This is a genomic window from Maribacter sp. UH1 (assembly GCF_056839145.1).
Genome location: NZ_CM166387.1, coordinates 815,782 through 830,817, shown reverse-complemented (window position 1 = coordinate 830,817; position 15,036 = coordinate 815,782). Strand labels below are relative to the sequence as shown.

The window sequence follows — 15,036 nt, the reverse complement described above, 5'->3', positions numbered from 1 at the left end:
CAAATGTATAAAGTTTTTGTTAATGAATTGCCTTTGATTTTGACAAATAAACTCTCTGATACAACAAATGGAGAGTATTTTTCATTAAATCAAGAATCAATAGAAGAGGCAATAAGTTCATTGAGGAAGGGGAAGTTGAGGGAAGCGTTTATTTATCATCCTAATTACGATGAAATTTTAAAAAAGTTTACTCAAGTTATACCCTTAGTGATTGCCGGTGGCGGTGTAGTAAGAAATAAAGAGGGAAAAGTACTTTTTATCTACAGAAACGATAAATGGGATTTACCTAAAGGTAAATTGGATAAGGGTGAGTCCATAGAGGAATGTGCCATACGTGAGGTAGAAGAAGAAACTGGTGTTAGAGGTCTTGTTATAGATAATTATATTAGAACAACGTATCATATCTTTAAGCGTAACGGAATCAATAAACTTAAACAGGTTTATTGGTATGATATGAGTACCGATTTTGATGGCAAATTAAAGCCAGAGAAAAAAGAAGGCATTTTTAAAGTACGCTGGAAAGGACCAGAGAAAATTAAAAAGGCCCTGGAAAATTCATACGTAAACATCAAAATACTATTCGGAGAAGATTAAAAGTTACTTTTTTATCTTATAAACCGGATATTGTAAATGTGCTTTTTCGTAAAGATCACTTTGCTTAAAAAGCCAATCTAATTGCTTGTACCAGTTTTCGTTGAAATCTGAGTCAAGCATTTTTTTATCCTCAAATTTTGCTTTAAGAATAGTGTCGTTTTCTAAAATTTTAAGGGCGGTATCTTCAAACACATAAGGGGAGAAGCCCTCTTTTTGTTGAAGAATGGTATCAAAGAAATTCCAGTTGAAAAATGAATCCACCGCAGATGGTTCTAATGTTTCTAGAATATATCTAAAACCAGGCTGATTTGTAGGTATTATGATGTCTCCTGCATGAAATTCTTTTGTTTCATACGATGTAGTCACAGTAGTATTATAGTGTGGGTAGTGGCCTTCATAAGGTGATGAATATGTTTGGTATTCATGTATTTTATAAGATTCTACAGATATGGTTGAATCTTTTTGAAGAGTGGTATAGGTTATCTTATTTAAATGTAATTTTTCAATGATATTATCCCACTGTCTTCCTATCACGTATGCTTTAGGAATTTTAATAGAATCTGAGGCAATGAAATAATCTTGATAGGCTACTTCGGTTTCTATTGGTACTTCTCGGTTGTATTTTAATCTTTTTAAACCTGTAACTTCACTAATTATGGTATCTGCCTTATAGCCCTTAAATATATACTTGCTAACATTAGTAGTGTCAACTTCATAGGCAATGGGGTAATATTCTTTTGTGTTGTTTTTTAAGAATGCGGCATCTCTTAAAGATTTTATTCTACTTCCGTCTTTTTCGGCAATGGCAATCATTTTTCGCATGAGTTCATAAGTGCCTTCTACACGCATGTCGTATGGCTTTAGCATATGAGTTTCTACCATCATACCAACAGTATTAAATAATGTAGTGTAGCCTGTAGAATATCTAGGGTGATCCATGAACTGTTTAAAACCTTTTTCTGGCGGACTATTGAAGACATTTACATAAGGTGTAATATCCCAATTAGATTTGGATAAAGAATCATGTAATTGAGGCATTAATGAACTATGAATATATTCACCTAAATCACCGCCCATTTTATTATGTTGTGTAAATAAATGTGTAAGGGTATATTGGTAATCTGCACCGTTGCTTACATGGTTGTCTATAAAAACATCAGGATTTATGAGGTGAAAGATTTCTGCAAAAGTTTCTGCATTCTTGGTGTCCGTTTTTATAAAATCTCTATTTAAATCGTAGTTTTTGGCATTACCTCTAAATCCATATTCCAAAGGTCCGTTTTGGTTTGCACGTGAGGTGCTATTCCTATTTAGTGCGCCACCAACGTTATAAATTGGTATAGTGGCAATTATAGTTTCTTTTGGAGTTTCAATCTCATTGCTTGCCAAATCGCGAAATAATAACATGGTTGCGTCAATGCCATCACTTTCACCGGGGTGGATACCATTGTTGATTAACATTATAGTATTGTTTTCGCTTAACTTTTTAAAGTCAAAATCGCCCTTTTCGCTGAAAGTAACTATATGCAACGGTTTACCGCTATCTGTAGTACCAATGGTTTGTATGTTGATTGAAGAAAATTCTTTTGATAATTTTAGGTAAAAATCTATGACCTCCTCATAGGTGGCAGTTTCTGTTTTGTTCGATACTTCATAAGGAGTAGGGAAATCTGTCTTTGTATTTTCAACTTTACTTTCACAAGAGAAAATTATAAGCGCTAAAATGAGGATTGATATATTTTTCATGTACAGACAATTATAATGGTGATGAATTCCATTCACTGAATGTAAAAATAATCAATACTTCTATTGGCTTAAGCTACTTGGGTAATTTCTGTAATTTTATTTCTGTCAATTGGTTTTTGGTTGAAAGTAATTAAGTGGTGGCTTTTGTTTTTGTAATATTCCCATTGTTTCTTGTCATAGGGGTCTATAGAAGAGGTTACAATGTTAATTCTGATTTTGTTGGTTATTGGAAGTTCAATAAAGGCCTCTAAAAACTCCCAGCCGTCCATAATGGGCATATTGATGTCCAAAAATATAACCTGTGGAATTGCCTTTTTATTTGTGTAGAAATCCGTTATTGCGTCTAATGCAATTTTACCGTTTTCATATGATTGTATTGAATTGCATTCAACACTTGAAGATATTAATTTACGTAAACCAAATACTGTTATAGCATCGTCGTCAATTATAGTGATGTCACTAATTTTTTTCATTAAAGAAAATTTTAAATTTTGTTCCTTTTCCTACTTCACTACTAACTTCTACTTTGCCGTTCATAGCGTCTATTTGGTTTTTTGTCAAGTACAGACCAATGCCTCTTGCATCTTTGTGGTCATGAAAAGTTTTGTACATGCCAAAAAGTTTTTCACCGTATTTATCTAGGTCAATACCTAGCCCATTATCCTTTATGGAAAGAATGGAGTAACCCTCCTTTTTTTCAGCACTTAGAATAACATGTCCGCCTCTTTCTGGATGTCTGTATTTAACTGCATTGGTAATAAAGTTGGTTATGATACTGTCTAAGTATGCCGGTACTGCTTTTATGTTGAAATTCGCAGGAATATTATTTTCAATTTTACTTTTGTTGTTAGAAATAAATGGAGATAGATTTTGGCATACATCAACAACCTTGTTATATAAGTTTATTTCTTTAATTTCAATATTGGTATTTGTATTAATTGAAACAACCTCGTTCAAATTATCTAAGGTTTCTAATAGATTATTTGAAGCTTTAGTTAACATTGAAACTATATTGTTCTTTTCAACTTCATCTTCTTCGCTTTCCAAAAAGTTTAAGAGCATGGAGAAATTAGCAGAGTGAGAACGTAGATTATGTGAAACTATATGCGCAAAGTTCAACAGTTTTTTATTTTGAACCGATGCAATGTTTATGATATTCCTAAGCTCTTTTTCTTTTTCTTTTAATGTTGAAATATCTAAGCTGATTCCTACAATACCATATGCTTCACCTTTATTGTTTAAAAGAGGTATTTTAGAACTTAGAAAAGAGGTTTCTTTACCATCTAAAGTGGTTTTTACAGTCTCTTTCCCTATTACAGGTCTAAGCGTATTCATTACCTTTAAATCTTCTTTCCTAGACTTTTTAGCGGCATCGTATGAATACAATTCAAAATCACTTTTTCCTATAATTTCCTTTGGGTCATTAATCCCTAAATACTCACATTCAGCTTTATTGACTAAAACCTTTCTAGATTCGGTATCTTTTATATAAACATTTACGGGTAGGTTATCAATCAGTGTTCTAAGTAATTTTTCATTGTCAATAGTCTTTAAATCCGCTTCTACTTGCTCATGAATATCTTGAAATGTACCTATTAAACCAACCATTTCGCCTTTATTGTAAATAGGTTTTCCGCCGGCCATTACCCATTTTTCTTTACCTGTGGCCGTTATGATTTGCAGCTTTAGATTGCTCCAGGATTTACCTTTGTTTTGAGCTTCAAATAATGCCATTGAAATAGCGTTTCTACTGTGACCTTCTTTATAATAAAAAAGGGCATTTTCAATATTTGGATGAAAATCTGGAGAAACCTCATGAATAGATTTTGTGGTGGAGCACCAAAATAATCGGTTGTCTACAATATTATATTCCCATCTTCCAATTTTGGTAATTTCTGCTTGCTGTTGCAAGAGTAACTCTTTCTTGTTGAGTTCTAGCTCATTGTTTACAGCTTCGGTAATGTCACTTAATTGAATTATAGCCCCAACTATATTTTCATTGGTGTCGTACCACGGCGCATTTGTCCATTCAAACCATAGCTCTTGACCATTGGCGTCAATAGTTTGGTGAATGCCCATAGGTTGTGGGTTTCCTTTAAAACAATTATCTAAAACCATTTTCCATTTATGACTTAATTTGGGAAAAACCGCAAATAAGCTTTTAAAGCTGTTACGCTCTTCATTTAAGTTGAAAATACTCGTCCACTTGTCAGATGTTTGAACAATATTATAATTAGTGTCAATGAATGCCGTTGGTGACGGTAATTGTCTAATTATGTACGAGGTATTTGATTTTAGGGGAACCTTTACCATGCTGATGTAATTTCTTACGAATGTAAGGGGATTACTGCGTTTTATTACATATTTGTTGTGAATACTATCATTAACGTTGTAAATAGATTATTACATTGCATTAAGTTTAGTTTTTTACTTTTTATTAAAATAGAACTTAAAAGTTGCACCTTGTCCAGGTGAGCTGTCAACAGTAATTTTTCCGTTCATGGCATCCATTTGGTTTTTGGTAATGTAAAGACCAATTCCACGAGATTCCTTATTTCTATGAAAAGTTTTATAGAGTCCGAATAATTGATCACCATATTTTTCCAAATCTATACCTAGACCATTATCTTCAATACTTAGTATGGTATAATCCTTGGTTTCTTTAGTACTCAGGATAATAATAGGTGGCTTGTTGTCGCTTCTATATTTTATTGAATTTGTAATGCAATTTGTTAGTATACTATTTAAATAGGCAGGCAGGGCCTTTACTTTAATATCATCTGATATTTCGTTTATAATTTTACCATTGGTTTGTTTTATTAGACCGGCTACATTTTGTTCAACAATAAAAACACTTTCATTTAAGGAGAGTAATTTTTTCTCGTTATTTAGATTTGATTTTACAGCAACGATTTCTCTTAACCCTTTTATAGTTTCTGATAAGTTGTCAGATGCGTTAAATAGCATTGTCATGTACTTATTACGCTGTGTTAGTCCTTTTTCATCGTTTAAGAAATTTAATAACAGTGAAAAGTTGGTAGCGTGTGTTTTAAGGTTGTGAGAGACCATATGGGCAAAATTTAGAAGTTGATCATTTTTCTCTCTAGAAGTAATTATGGTATTTTTTAATTTCTTCTCTAATTTAGTTTGGGTGGTGATATTTTCAATAGTACATAAAATACTTTTCTTATTATTTAATCCCTTAACTAGGTTGCCGGTAACCTTAAGGTTCAGTGTATGTTTTAATTTGTTTGAAAATGTAAATTTTACAGGATTAAAAGATTCCTTTTCTATTAACTGTGCTACCAGGTCTTGTTCTTTGTTTAGAAAGGATTTGCCTATAAATTCTTTAAAGTTCTTATTTATAAAGTATTCTTTTTCAAAACCGGATAGCTTTATGAACTGTTGGTTTACATTTAAAAAGTTACCATTTTCAAAATCTATAATAGCTAAACCTAAAGGCACTTTTTCAAATAAGGGGTATTCACTTAATTCAGCTTCAAGAACGGTTTTTTTAACTTCTATTTTATTTTCTTCATCAACCTGTTGTATCGTTCCAATTATTCTAGTGCAAGTGCCATCTTTAAATTTAGGTCTGCCTATGGTATTAACCCAAATAATGGTACCATCTTTTTGTCTCAATTGCGCTTTTACATTCCAAGGTTTTCCTAGATTAATAGCGTCATTTACAACATTTTTAATGACCTCTTGAGATTCATCTACATAAAATTCTATAGCATTTTCTAGACTAGGTTCAAAATCTATAGGTAGACCGTAAATCTTGTTTACTATTGGTGTCCAGAGCAAAGATTTATTTACAGCATCCAGTTCCCAACTACCAATCTTGGCTACAGAAGTTTTGTTGTTAAGTAATAACTTGGTCTTATTGAGTTCTATTTCTAATTCTTGAGTTTTGGTTATAGGTTCAATTTTTATGATTACACCTATAATATTGCCATACCCATCTTTCCATGGATTAAGGTGCCAAATAGAATCATTAGATGAATACTGGCAATCTTTAGCATTATATTTAAACTTTATGTCACGTAGCCCATCTAAACTATATTTTAACCTAGTTTTAAGTTCTTGAGCTATTTCGGGAAACAAGTCAACAATATATTTACCTTCTATCTGCTCTAAATTTAACTGAAAATTAGCCTCCCATCTTGGAGATGCGCTAATGAGCTTAAAATCGGTATCTATAATAACAATAGAAGATGGAATTTGCTTGATCCAATCTAGTGAAAATGATGAGTTATTTTGATATCTAAACATAGGTGGAAAGAATTTTCTTACGAATTTATAGGAAAATTGTAGTTTGCCCACCTAAATTGTTGTGTTTTTACAAAAAGTTGTGGTTGAAAGTGCTATTCCTGTTGTCAGGCCGACGAACTACACTTATTTTCTTACAGAATCGGGTACTAAACCCGTATAATCACCACCATTGCGTATAACGTCTCTAACAATAGAGGAGCTGATGTATGATTTGCCCGATGAGGTCAATAGAAACACGGTTTCTATCTCAGATAGTTTTCTGTTGGTATGTGCAATTGCTTTCTCAAATTCAAAATCTCCAGGATTTCGTAATCCTCTTAAAATAAAATTTGCATCGACTTTCTTACAAAAATCCACTGTTAGTCCTACATATGATTTCACGGTTATAGAAGGTACATCTTTAAAAGCTTCTTCAATAAATTGAATACGTTGTTCTAAGCTGAACATGTACTTTTTATCGGCATTTTTTCCTATAGCTATAATGACCTCGTCAAATAAAGTTATGCCACGCATAATTATATCATGATGTCCTAAAGTCAAAGGATCAAAAGAACCGGGGAAAATTGCGCGTCTCATAAGTGTATTTTTCTTTTTAAATATAGGCAATTTATGACAATGCCTCATTAATGGCGTACTCGAATAACATACCTAGCTCAATACCAGCTTCTTTTGCTTGTTGAGGTAAAATGCTCTCAGTAGTTAAACCTGGTGTAGTGTTCATTTCTAACAAGAAAGGTTCATTATCTATGAATATAAATTCACTTCTAGAGAACCCTGTCATTTTTAGTACATCATAAATTCTTTTTGATGCTATGGTTACTTTTTCTAATTGTTCAGCGTTTATTCTTGCAGGAGTTATTTCTTGAGATTTACCTTCGTATTTTGCTTGATAGTCAAAGAAATCATTTTCAGATACAATCTCTGTGATAGGAAATACCGTGGTTTTTCCATTTAGTTTCAATACACCAACTGAAACCTCTATACCATCAAGAAAACCTTCAATAATAATTTCATCATCTTCTTTATAAGCTGTTTCAATAGCGGCTTTAAGCTCTTCTGATTTATAGACCTTAGTAATGCCAAAACTACTACCAGATTTATTAGCTTTTACAAAACAGGGCAATTTGACTTTATCTATAATTTCGGTTTCATTTATTTCGTCGCCTAAGTTAAGATAGTAAGATGGTGCTGCTTTAATTCCGTAAGGTTTTAAAACGCTCAGCAAATCTCTTTTATTAAAGGTTAAAGCAGCTTGGTAGAAATCACAAGAAGTGTGTTTTATTCCCAATAATTCAAAATAAGCTTGCATGAGTCCGTCTTCCCCGGGAGAACCATGAATAGCATTAAAAACACAATCAAATGTTATAGAATTGCCGTTCAAAGGGATTGAGAAATCATTACGATCAATTGGCGTTTCGTTACCTGCATCATCTACAAAGACCCATTTGTTCTTGAAAATATGTATTCTATACAGATTGAATTTTTCTTTGTTCAGGTAATCATAAACCACATTTCCACTTTTAAGCGATATTTTATATTCACTAGAATAACCGCCCATTATAATTGCAATATTTTTTTTCATGTGTATGGTCTATTAAGAATGTTAAAGCAAAGATGGAGTATTGAAATAAAATAAAAAAGAAAACATACAGCATTCACTAATTAAGAATTAATTTTTATGATACTCATAACTATAAACCAATGCTGTAAAATGGTATGAGGGCATTTACTATATTTGTCGGGTCAAATAATACGTATGAGGAATTTTTTCAATTTTTTAAAAAGTAAGACTTTTTTAATTCAGCTTGGTCTTGCGTTGTTGGTATTGATTATAGTGATTTTTGTCACATTAAGATACCTAAACAGTACCACCAATCATGGTGAGTTTGTAGAAGTACCGGATTTTTCTAAAAAATCTGTTATGGATATGAGAAAATCAATTGAAGAAGCTGGCTTGCGATATGAAGTTTTAGACTCTGCAAACTACAATCCAGATTACCCTAGGTTCTCTATTATAGAACAAAACCCTTCTGCCGGATCAAAAGTTAAGGAGAATAGAAAAATATATTTCACTGTTAATCCATCGGGATATAAAAAAGTAACCGTTCCTAAAATTATTCAAGTAACCAAGCGTAATGCATCTTCAATGTTGAAAGCCGTAGGTTTAGATGTACAACGTGTAACCTATGTAGATGAATTGGGTAAGGATATGGTATATCGTATAAAGTATAAAGGAAAAGATATTAAGCCAGGCGACAAACTACCTAAAACCTCTAAAATAGAATTGGTTTGTGGTAATGGTAGTATTACAGAAAGAGCAATAATTAAAGCGGAATCTGAAGATTAGATGGAGGATAATATTGAGCGGCCGGAAAATGAAGATGGAGAACTTTTTGAGCATCATAAGGTTGTAGCTTCTAAAGGTCAAGTTCCTTTGCGTGTAGACAAATTTTTAATGAATTTCATTGAAAATGCAACACGAAATAAAATACAGCAATCGGCTAAAGATGGTCACGTTTGGGTCAATGACAAAATCGTAAAATCCAATTATAAGGTTAAGGCAGGTGATGAGGTTAAGGTGTTATTTGAACATCCGCCACACGAATTTTTGTTGGTGCCAGAAGATATCCCTTTAGATATCGTTTACGAAGACGATGTTTTAATGGTGGTGAATAAACCTGCGGGCATGGTAGTGCACCCAGGGCACGGTAATTATTCTGGTACGTTGATCAATGCATTGATTTATCATACGGATAATTTACCATCAAACAGCAATGAAAGACCGGGCTTGGTGCATCGTATAGATAAAGATACCTCTGGTCTGTTGGTAGTTGCAAAGACAGAGGCAGCTATGACACATTTAGCAAAGCAATTTTTTGATAAGACTTCTGAGCGTGAATATGTTGCTTTGGTTTGGGGTAATATTGAAGAAGATGAAGGTACTGTAATTGGTAATGTGGGTAGAAATCCTAAAAATCGCCTACAAATGCATGTTTTTCCTGAAGGGGAAGAAGGTAAGGAAGCGGTAACCCATTTTAAGGTATTGGAGAGATTAGGTTACGTCACCTTGGTATCTTGTAAATTAGAGACCGGCAGAACACATCAAATTCGTGTGCATATGAAATACATTGGGCACACATTGTTTAATGATGAACGTTACGGTGGAGAGAAGATTTTAAAAGGAACAACCTTTACAAAGTACAAGCAATTTGTAGAGAATACTTTTAAATTACTGCCAAGACAAGCATTGCATGCCAAGACATTAGGCTTTGTTCATCCCGTCACAGGAGAGCATATGAGCTTTGATTCTGAAGTACCAGAAGATATGACCAGTGCCATAGAAAAATGGAGGGGTTACAGTAAAAATAGTACAGAATAAGATTCTTCAATACCACTATTTAAACTCTTTTTTGTCTTTTGTAGGTCTTCCTGTTAATCCTGTTTATTTTTGGAGTATTAAAATTGCACTATGAAAATTGTTATTTCTCCGGCTAAGTCATTGAATTACGAAAGTGAGTTGCCAACAACTAAATATACTTCTCCAGAATTTATAGAAGATGCTGAAAAGCTGAATAAGGTTTTAAAGAAAAAGAAACCGAAAGCGCTTTCTGAACTAATGTCTATTTCAGATAATTTGGCGCAATTAAACTGGCAACGTAATCAAGATTTTACAGTACCGTTTACACCAGATAACGCAAGGCCTGCGGTTTATGCCTTTAGCGGAGATGTATACCAAGGTTTAGATGCGTACACGTTATCCGAAGAAAAAATTGAGAAGTTGCAACAAACCCTTAGAATTTTATCTGGACAGTACGGTATTTTGAAACCATTGGATTTAATGCAACCATATCGTCTAGAAATGGGTACTTCTTTAAAATTTGGGAGAAAGAAAAACTTGTACGAATACTGGGGAGAAAGACTTACCGATCATTTAAACAATGAGATGGTAGAAGATGAGTTGTTGGTGAACCTAGCAAGTAATGAGTATTACAGTGCTTTAAAACCTAAAAAAATAAAAGCGGAAATTATTACTCCGGTTTTTAAAGATTGGAAGAACGATAAGTTAAAGATTATAAGTTTCTTCGCAAAAAAAGCTAGAGGGGCAATGGTTAGGTATATTATAGATGCCGATGCCAAAACATTAGAAGATATTAAAGGGTTCAATTTAGATGATTATCAATTTAGTCAAGAACATACCTTAAAGGAAAACCAACCTGTCTTTATTAGATAAAATATAATCTTCTCTTTTTCGTTCTTAAGTATATATAAAATACGTCTATGAAAAGGGTTATTTTGCTTGCTGTTATTTGTGTTGTTGTATTGTTCTCTTGTACAGATAGAGATGATGAGGTTAACTTAGTCAATATTCGCGTTCAAAACAGTACAGAACTTTTTTTTAGCGAAGTGCGTATAGTTGAAAATGACACTGTTTATGAGAATATTGAAGCAGGTGAATTTTCAGAATATATGGAATTTGAAAGGGCGTATGCGTTTACGGCAATATCAATTCTTACAGATTCTACTAGCTTAAATTATGTGCCTGTAGAGATGTCAACAGACACTTTGCCAATAGGTTTTTATACGTACGAGATATCTTTAGATGAAGAGAATCAAGTAGACTTAACCTTTAGAATAGACGATTAGGGCTACTTCTTTTTATTGATTTTTATTTTTTCTTCAATTGTAGGTCTCTTTTTAATTTTACGTGGTCTTCTAGTACCATAAGAATTATTCGATATTTTTCCTTTTCTAGATTTCTTATCTCCTTTTCCCATATCTCGTTTTCTTTGATTTCTGTTTAAGTTAGTAAATTAGAGAAGATTTATCTGTAAAATAGGCTCATGAGAATAAAACACTAATGCAAAAGAAATTTCAACATACTCACCCGTATGAACCTTTTATAGATGAATTTACTGAAAAGTTAATTGTAGGAACATTACCGCCGCCCCGTTTTACCATTGGAGATTTAAAAGCGGGTGATGTCAATTTTTGCTATGGAAGTCGTGATGGTCAGCTGTGGCCTATTTTAGATAAAATATTTAATTTAAATCTAAAGTTTGAAACTACATTAGAAGCCATAGAACAACGCAAAACATTTCTAAGGGAAAGGAAAATAGGAGTTTGTGATATTGTTGCTTCTGCAGAAAGGGAAAAAATAGATGCTTCTGATATTGGTATGCAAAATATTCAATTAAGAAATGTTTTAGAGTATCTAGAAAAGTATACTAAAGTAACCACCTTATTATTTACTGGAGGCAACAGTAAAAATGGACCAAAGTATTTCTTTAGAAAACTTTTAAAGGAGCATAACGTAGTATTGCATTTAATTTCTAACAATGTGCCACGAATACATGAGTTTAAACATCCTACCACAAAAACTACAATTAGGACGGTTTCTTTAATTGCTCCTTCTGGAGCTGCAAATAGGGCAGTAGGTAGTCTTGAAAGTTATAAGAGGATGAAAAAAGAAATCCCTAAGTTCAATACATTGGATTTTAGGATACTTCAATATAAGAATTACTTCTAAGAGGTGTCTAGTTTTAAAACTTCTTAAAACTAAAAAGAGTCCTGTTTTTAAAACAAGACTCTTTTACGAGAACACTATATGAAAATGAAAATTTTTATTTCTTATTAACACTGTAAAGGTAGACAGCTTATACAGTATTTTGAATTATTTGTTGTCAATACACACAATTTTGTGGTATACTGCTAGGAATATGATATTTCACAAAAATGATTCTCTAAATTCTCTTGGAATAGCGATATTTATGTTCGAATTTTAGAAAGTTTGCCGTAATGGTACGGCGTAAAGTTTTTGATATATGCAACAACAAGAAAGGTTGGCAGAATTTAAGAAGTCTGTCCAAAATAAATTTAATGTTTATAATAGTCTATTCTTAAACCTACCTTACGAGAATATTGAGAATGTGGGTATGCTAATACCGTTATTACTCAGTCAATCTGAAAAGGGATTGAGTGATGGTCTTAACCCGAAGGAAATATTAGAGAATTTTTTCGAAAATTTTGTAGATATTAAATCTGAAAAAGAACAGATAGATTTCATGTTCCGCATTATACAATATGTAGAACGTCAGGTGGTACTTTATGATAGTGTAGAAGATGCTGCTTTCCCAAAACTGCAAAAGCATTCTAGCTCGTTATCATTGAAAGATTATTTTCAATTAGTCGAAAAAAATAATTCATGGGATACCATTTGGGATAAGTTGAGCACTTTCAGTGCGCGTATTGTTCTTACGGCACACCCAACTCAATTTTATACTCCAGCGGTTTTAGATATTATTACGAACCTTAGAACATTAATTTTAGAGGATAAAATTGATGAGATAGATGTTGGATTGCAGCAATTAGGATTAACTTCTTTGATTAATGCTAAAAAACCTACCCCTTTAGACGAGGCAAAAAATATTATTTATACACTAAGACATGTGTATTATGATGCTATTGGTGATATGTACGCGTATATAAAAGGAAGTACAGGTTCCCAACAATTTGAAAATCATGATATAGTAAAATTAGGTTTTTGGCCAGGTGGTGATAGAGATGGTAACCCGTTTGTAACAGCGGATATTACAAGAGATGTCATGAACGAGCTTCGTTTAACCTTAATGAAGTGTTATTACAATGATTTAAAAGGCTTAGTTCATAAACTTACATTCAAAGATGTCCAAGAACCCATTCAGAAATTGAGGTCTAACTTGTATACCGCAATGTTTGATAGTTCTAAGGATATTGGTTATGAAGATTTAATTATCCCTTTAGAAGAAATTAGATTAATTCTTATTGAAAAATATCAAAGCCTTTATTTAAAAGATTTAGAGAACTTTATTGATAAAGTGAAAATCTTCAAAGTACACTTTGCAACAATAGATATTCGTCAAGACCATAGTATGCATACCAAGGTTATGGTTGAGGTTTTGAAAAAGAACGGATTAATAAAAGAAGAGCTTAGTGAATTATCTGAAGAGAGATTAATAGATATTTTAATACATGAGAATTTACAGTTAGTTCCAGATGATTACAAGGAAGATATTGTAAAAGATACTATTAAGAACATACTACAGTTACAGACAATACAAGAGAAGAACGGTGAAGAAGGGTGTAATAGGTACATCATTAGTAATTCTGAAGATAAGTTCTCTATACTTTTTGTTTATGCATTGTTTAGATGGTGTGGTTGGGCAGATAAGAAAATTACTTTTGACATTGTGCCATTGTTTGAAACTATGAATGGCATGGACACTGCACAAGACACCATGCAGTTCTTGTTCAATTTACCTGAATATAAAGCACATTTAGAAAACAGAAATAAAAAGCAAACCATAATGCTTGGTTTTTCTGATGGTACTAAAGATGGTGGTTATTTAAAGGCAAACTGGTCTATATTAAAGACAAAAGAAGAACTTTCAGAAGTGTGTGATCAGCACGGTATAGCAGCAGTCTTCTTTGATGGTAGAGGAGGACCACCGGCAAGAGGTGGTGGTAAAACACATCGTTTTTATGCAGCACAAACAAATAAGGTAGCGAACAACGAAATTCAACTTACTATTCAAGGGCAGACCATTACCAGTACCTATGGTACAAAAGAACAGTTCATTTACAACAGTGAGCAGTTATTGACCGCTGGTCTTTCTAATACTATTTTAGAAAAAGAAATTGTTATTTCTGATGCCGATAGAGATTTGATCGAAGAATTATCTGAACTGAGCTTCAAGAAATATGATGACTTAAAACATCATGACAAGTTTATGCCATACTTGGAAAATATGAGCACCCTTAAATACTACACCAAGGCGAATATTGGAAGTAGACCTGGAAAAAGAGGGAACAAAGCTAAATTAGAACTATCAGATTTAAGAGCTATTTCTTTTGTAGGTTCATGGAGCCAGTTAAAACAAAATGTTCCTGGGTATTACGGTATAGGTACCGCTTTAAAAACGTTGGAAGATGATGGTAGATTAGAAGAAGCTAAAAGATTATATAAAGACGTACCGTTCTTTCAAGCTTTGATGATGAATAGTATGATGAGTCTTACAAAATGTTATTTTGAATTGACCAGTTATATGAAAGAGAATAAGGAGTATGGCGCATTTTGGGAAATTCTTCATGCGGAATATGAATTATCAAAATCAATGCTTTTAAAACTTTCAGGTATGGAGATACTAATGAAGAAAGAAGCAATATCTAGAGAGTCCATTAAAATACGTGAGAATATTGTTCTGCCATTATTGGTAATACAGCAATATGCGCTACAGAGAATTGGCGAGGGTACGGAGTTTAAGGAGTTGTACGAGAAAATTGTTACAAGATCTCTTTACGGAAATATTAATGCCAGTAGAAACTCGGCATAATAATTAATGTCATTAAAGTAAAAAGGCTCTGTAATTATAATTACAGAGCCTT

At 32.8% G+C, this 15,036-nt stretch carries 14 protein-coding genes; 7 read left to right on the top strand and 7 right to left on the bottom strand.

Going from position 1 to position 15,036, the window contains the following annotated elements; translation table 11 throughout:
• Window positions 1-3 precede the first annotated feature (3 nt).
• On the top strand, window positions 4-594 hold the full coding sequence (locus tag UH1x_RS03635) for an NUDIX hydrolase (protein WP_405413506.1): 591 nt from the start codon (window positions 4-6) through the stop codon (window positions 592-594).
• A 3-nt stretch (window positions 595-597) separates the two neighbouring features.
• On the opposite strand, the gene UH1x_RS03630 is transcribed toward UH1x_RS03635, so the two are convergent.
• The 6 genes from UH1x_RS03630 to UH1x_RS03605 all read right to left on the bottom strand — a co-directional run bounded on the left by UH1x_RS03630 (window position 598) and on the right by UH1x_RS03605 (window position 8,197).
• Window positions 598-2,340, bottom strand: a complete 1,743-nt coding sequence (locus tag UH1x_RS03630; protein WP_482625158.1) for a M14 family metallopeptidase — start codon at window positions 2,338-2,340, stop codon at window positions 598-600.
• Window positions 2,341-2,408: 68 nt separating this feature from the next.
• On the bottom strand, window positions 2,409-2,813 hold the full coding sequence (locus UH1x_RS03625) for a response regulator (protein WP_036155999.1): 405 nt from the start codon (window positions 2,811-2,813) through the stop codon (window positions 2,409-2,411).
• Window positions 2,800-4,653 carry a PAS domain S-box protein gene (locus UH1x_RS03620; RefSeq protein ID WP_482625156.1) on the bottom strand — a complete coding sequence of 618 codons (1,854 nt, stop codon included), beginning with the start codon at window positions 4,651-4,653 and terminating at the stop codon, window positions 2,800-2,802. The genes UH1x_RS03625 and UH1x_RS03620 overlap by 14 nt, the downstream gene beginning before the upstream one ends.
• Before the next feature lie 114 nt (window positions 4,654-4,767).
• The gene (locus tag UH1x_RS03615; RefSeq protein ID WP_482625154.1) at window positions 4,768-6,615 is read right to left on the bottom strand and encodes a PAS domain S-box protein; all 1,848 of its coding nucleotides are present in this window, start codon (window positions 6,613-6,615) and stop codon (window positions 4,768-4,770) included.
• 123 nt (window positions 6,616-6,738) lie between these two features.
• Window positions 6,739-7,191 carry a pantetheine-phosphate adenylyltransferase gene (gene coaD, locus UH1x_RS03610; protein WP_276494386.1) on the bottom strand — a complete coding sequence of 151 codons (453 nt, stop codon included), beginning with the start codon at window positions 7,189-7,191 and terminating at the stop codon, window positions 6,739-6,741.
• A gap of 31 nt (window positions 7,192-7,222) precedes the next feature.
• Window positions 7,223-8,197: a D-alanine--D-alanine ligase gene (locus UH1x_RS03605; RefSeq protein WP_482625152.1), complete on the bottom strand. Its 975-nt coding sequence runs from the start codon at window positions 8,195-8,197 to the stop codon at window positions 7,223-7,225.
• 174 nt (window positions 8,198-8,371) lie between these two features.
• Between UH1x_RS03605 and UH1x_RS03600 the strand changes: the two genes are divergently transcribed.
• The 4 genes from UH1x_RS03600 to UH1x_RS03585 all read left to right on the top strand — a co-directional run bounded on the left by UH1x_RS03600 (window position 8,372) and on the right by UH1x_RS03585 (window position 11,259).
• Entirely contained in the window at window positions 8,372-8,962 is a 591-nt protein-coding gene (locus tag UH1x_RS03600) for a PASTA domain-containing protein (RefSeq protein WP_036155994.1), read from the top strand.
• On the top strand, window positions 8,963-9,994 hold the full coding sequence (locus UH1x_RS03595) for an RluA family pseudouridine synthase (RefSeq protein ID WP_482625150.1): 1,032 nt from the start codon (window positions 8,963-8,965) through the stop codon (window positions 9,992-9,994).
• 90 nt (window positions 9,995-10,084) lie between these two features.
• Window positions 10,085-10,846 (top strand): peroxide stress protein YaaA, encoded by a 762-nt coding sequence (yaaA, locus tag UH1x_RS03590; RefSeq protein ID WP_482625149.1) that lies wholly within the window; start codon window positions 10,085-10,087, stop codon window positions 10,844-10,846.
• 47 nt (window positions 10,847-10,893) lie between these two features.
• Window positions 10,894-11,259 carry a hypothetical protein gene (locus UH1x_RS03585; protein WP_482625147.1) on the top strand — a complete coding sequence of 122 codons (366 nt, stop codon included), beginning with the start codon at window positions 10,894-10,896 and terminating at the stop codon, window positions 11,257-11,259.
• Window positions 11,260-11,261: 2 nt separating this feature from the next.
• Here UH1x_RS03585 and UH1x_RS03580 read toward each other — a convergent pair whose 3' ends face one another.
• Window positions 11,262-11,390 carry a 30S ribosomal protein THX gene (locus tag UH1x_RS03580; protein ID WP_276494392.1) on the bottom strand — a complete coding sequence of 43 codons (129 nt, stop codon included), beginning with the start codon at window positions 11,388-11,390 and terminating at the stop codon, window positions 11,262-11,264.
• Between the two features lie 83 nt (window positions 11,391-11,473).
• On the opposite strand from UH1x_RS03580, the gene UH1x_RS03575 reads away from it, so the two are divergent.
• Window positions 11,474-12,142: a uracil-DNA glycosylase family protein gene (locus tag UH1x_RS03575; RefSeq protein WP_482625145.1), complete on the top strand. Its 669-nt coding sequence runs from the start codon at window positions 11,474-11,476 to the stop codon at window positions 12,140-12,142.
• A gap of 295 nt (window positions 12,143-12,437) precedes the next feature.
• The gene (locus tag UH1x_RS03570; RefSeq protein ID WP_482625143.1) at window positions 12,438-14,984 is read left to right on the top strand and encodes a phosphoenolpyruvate carboxylase; all 2,547 of its coding nucleotides are present in this window, start codon (window positions 12,438-12,440) and stop codon (window positions 14,982-14,984) included.
• Window positions 14,985-15,036 lie beyond the last annotated feature (52 nt).

Coding starts and splice junctions, on each gene's coding strand:
- UH1x_RS03635 (WP_405413506.1), top strand. CDS start 4: ATGTATAAAGTTTTTGTTAATGAATTGCCTTTGATTTTGACAAATAAA.
- UH1x_RS03630 (WP_482625158.1), bottom strand. CDS start 2,340: ATGAAAAATATATCAATCCTCATTTTAGCGCTTATAATTTTCTCTTGT.
- UH1x_RS03625 (WP_036155999.1), bottom strand. CDS start 2,813: ATGAAAAAAATTAGTGACATCACTATAATTGACGACGATGCTATAACA.
- UH1x_RS03620 (WP_482625156.1), bottom strand. CDS start 4,653: ATGGTAAAGGTTCCCCTAAAATCAAATACCTCGTACATAATTAGACAA.
- UH1x_RS03615 (WP_482625154.1), bottom strand. CDS start 6,615: ATGTTTAGATATCAAAATAACTCATCATTTTCACTAGATTGGATCAAG.
- coaD (WP_276494386.1), bottom strand. CDS start 7,191: ATGAGACGCGCAATTTTCCCCGGTTCTTTTGATCCTTTGACTTTAGGA.
- UH1x_RS03605 (WP_482625152.1), bottom strand. CDS start 8,197: ATGAAAAAAAATATTGCAATTATAATGGGCGGTTATTCTAGTGAATAT.
- UH1x_RS03600 (WP_036155994.1), top strand. CDS start 8,372: ATGAGGAATTTTTTCAATTTTTTAAAAAGTAAGACTTTTTTAATTCAG.
- UH1x_RS03595 (WP_482625150.1), top strand. CDS start 8,963: ATGGAGGATAATATTGAGCGGCCGGAAAATGAAGATGGAGAACTTTTT.
- yaaA (WP_482625149.1), top strand. CDS start 10,085: ATGAAAATTGTTATTTCTCCGGCTAAGTCATTGAATTACGAAAGTGAG.
- UH1x_RS03585 (WP_482625147.1), top strand. CDS start 10,894: ATGAAAAGGGTTATTTTGCTTGCTGTTATTTGTGTTGTTGTATTGTTC.
- UH1x_RS03580 (WP_276494392.1), bottom strand. CDS start 11,390: ATGGGAAAAGGAGATAAGAAATCTAGAAAAGGAAAAATATCGAATAAT.
- UH1x_RS03575 (WP_482625145.1), top strand. CDS start 11,474: ATGCAAAAGAAATTTCAACATACTCACCCGTATGAACCTTTTATAGAT.
- UH1x_RS03570 (WP_482625143.1), top strand. CDS start 12,438: ATGCAACAACAAGAAAGGTTGGCAGAATTTAAGAAGTCTGTCCAAAAT.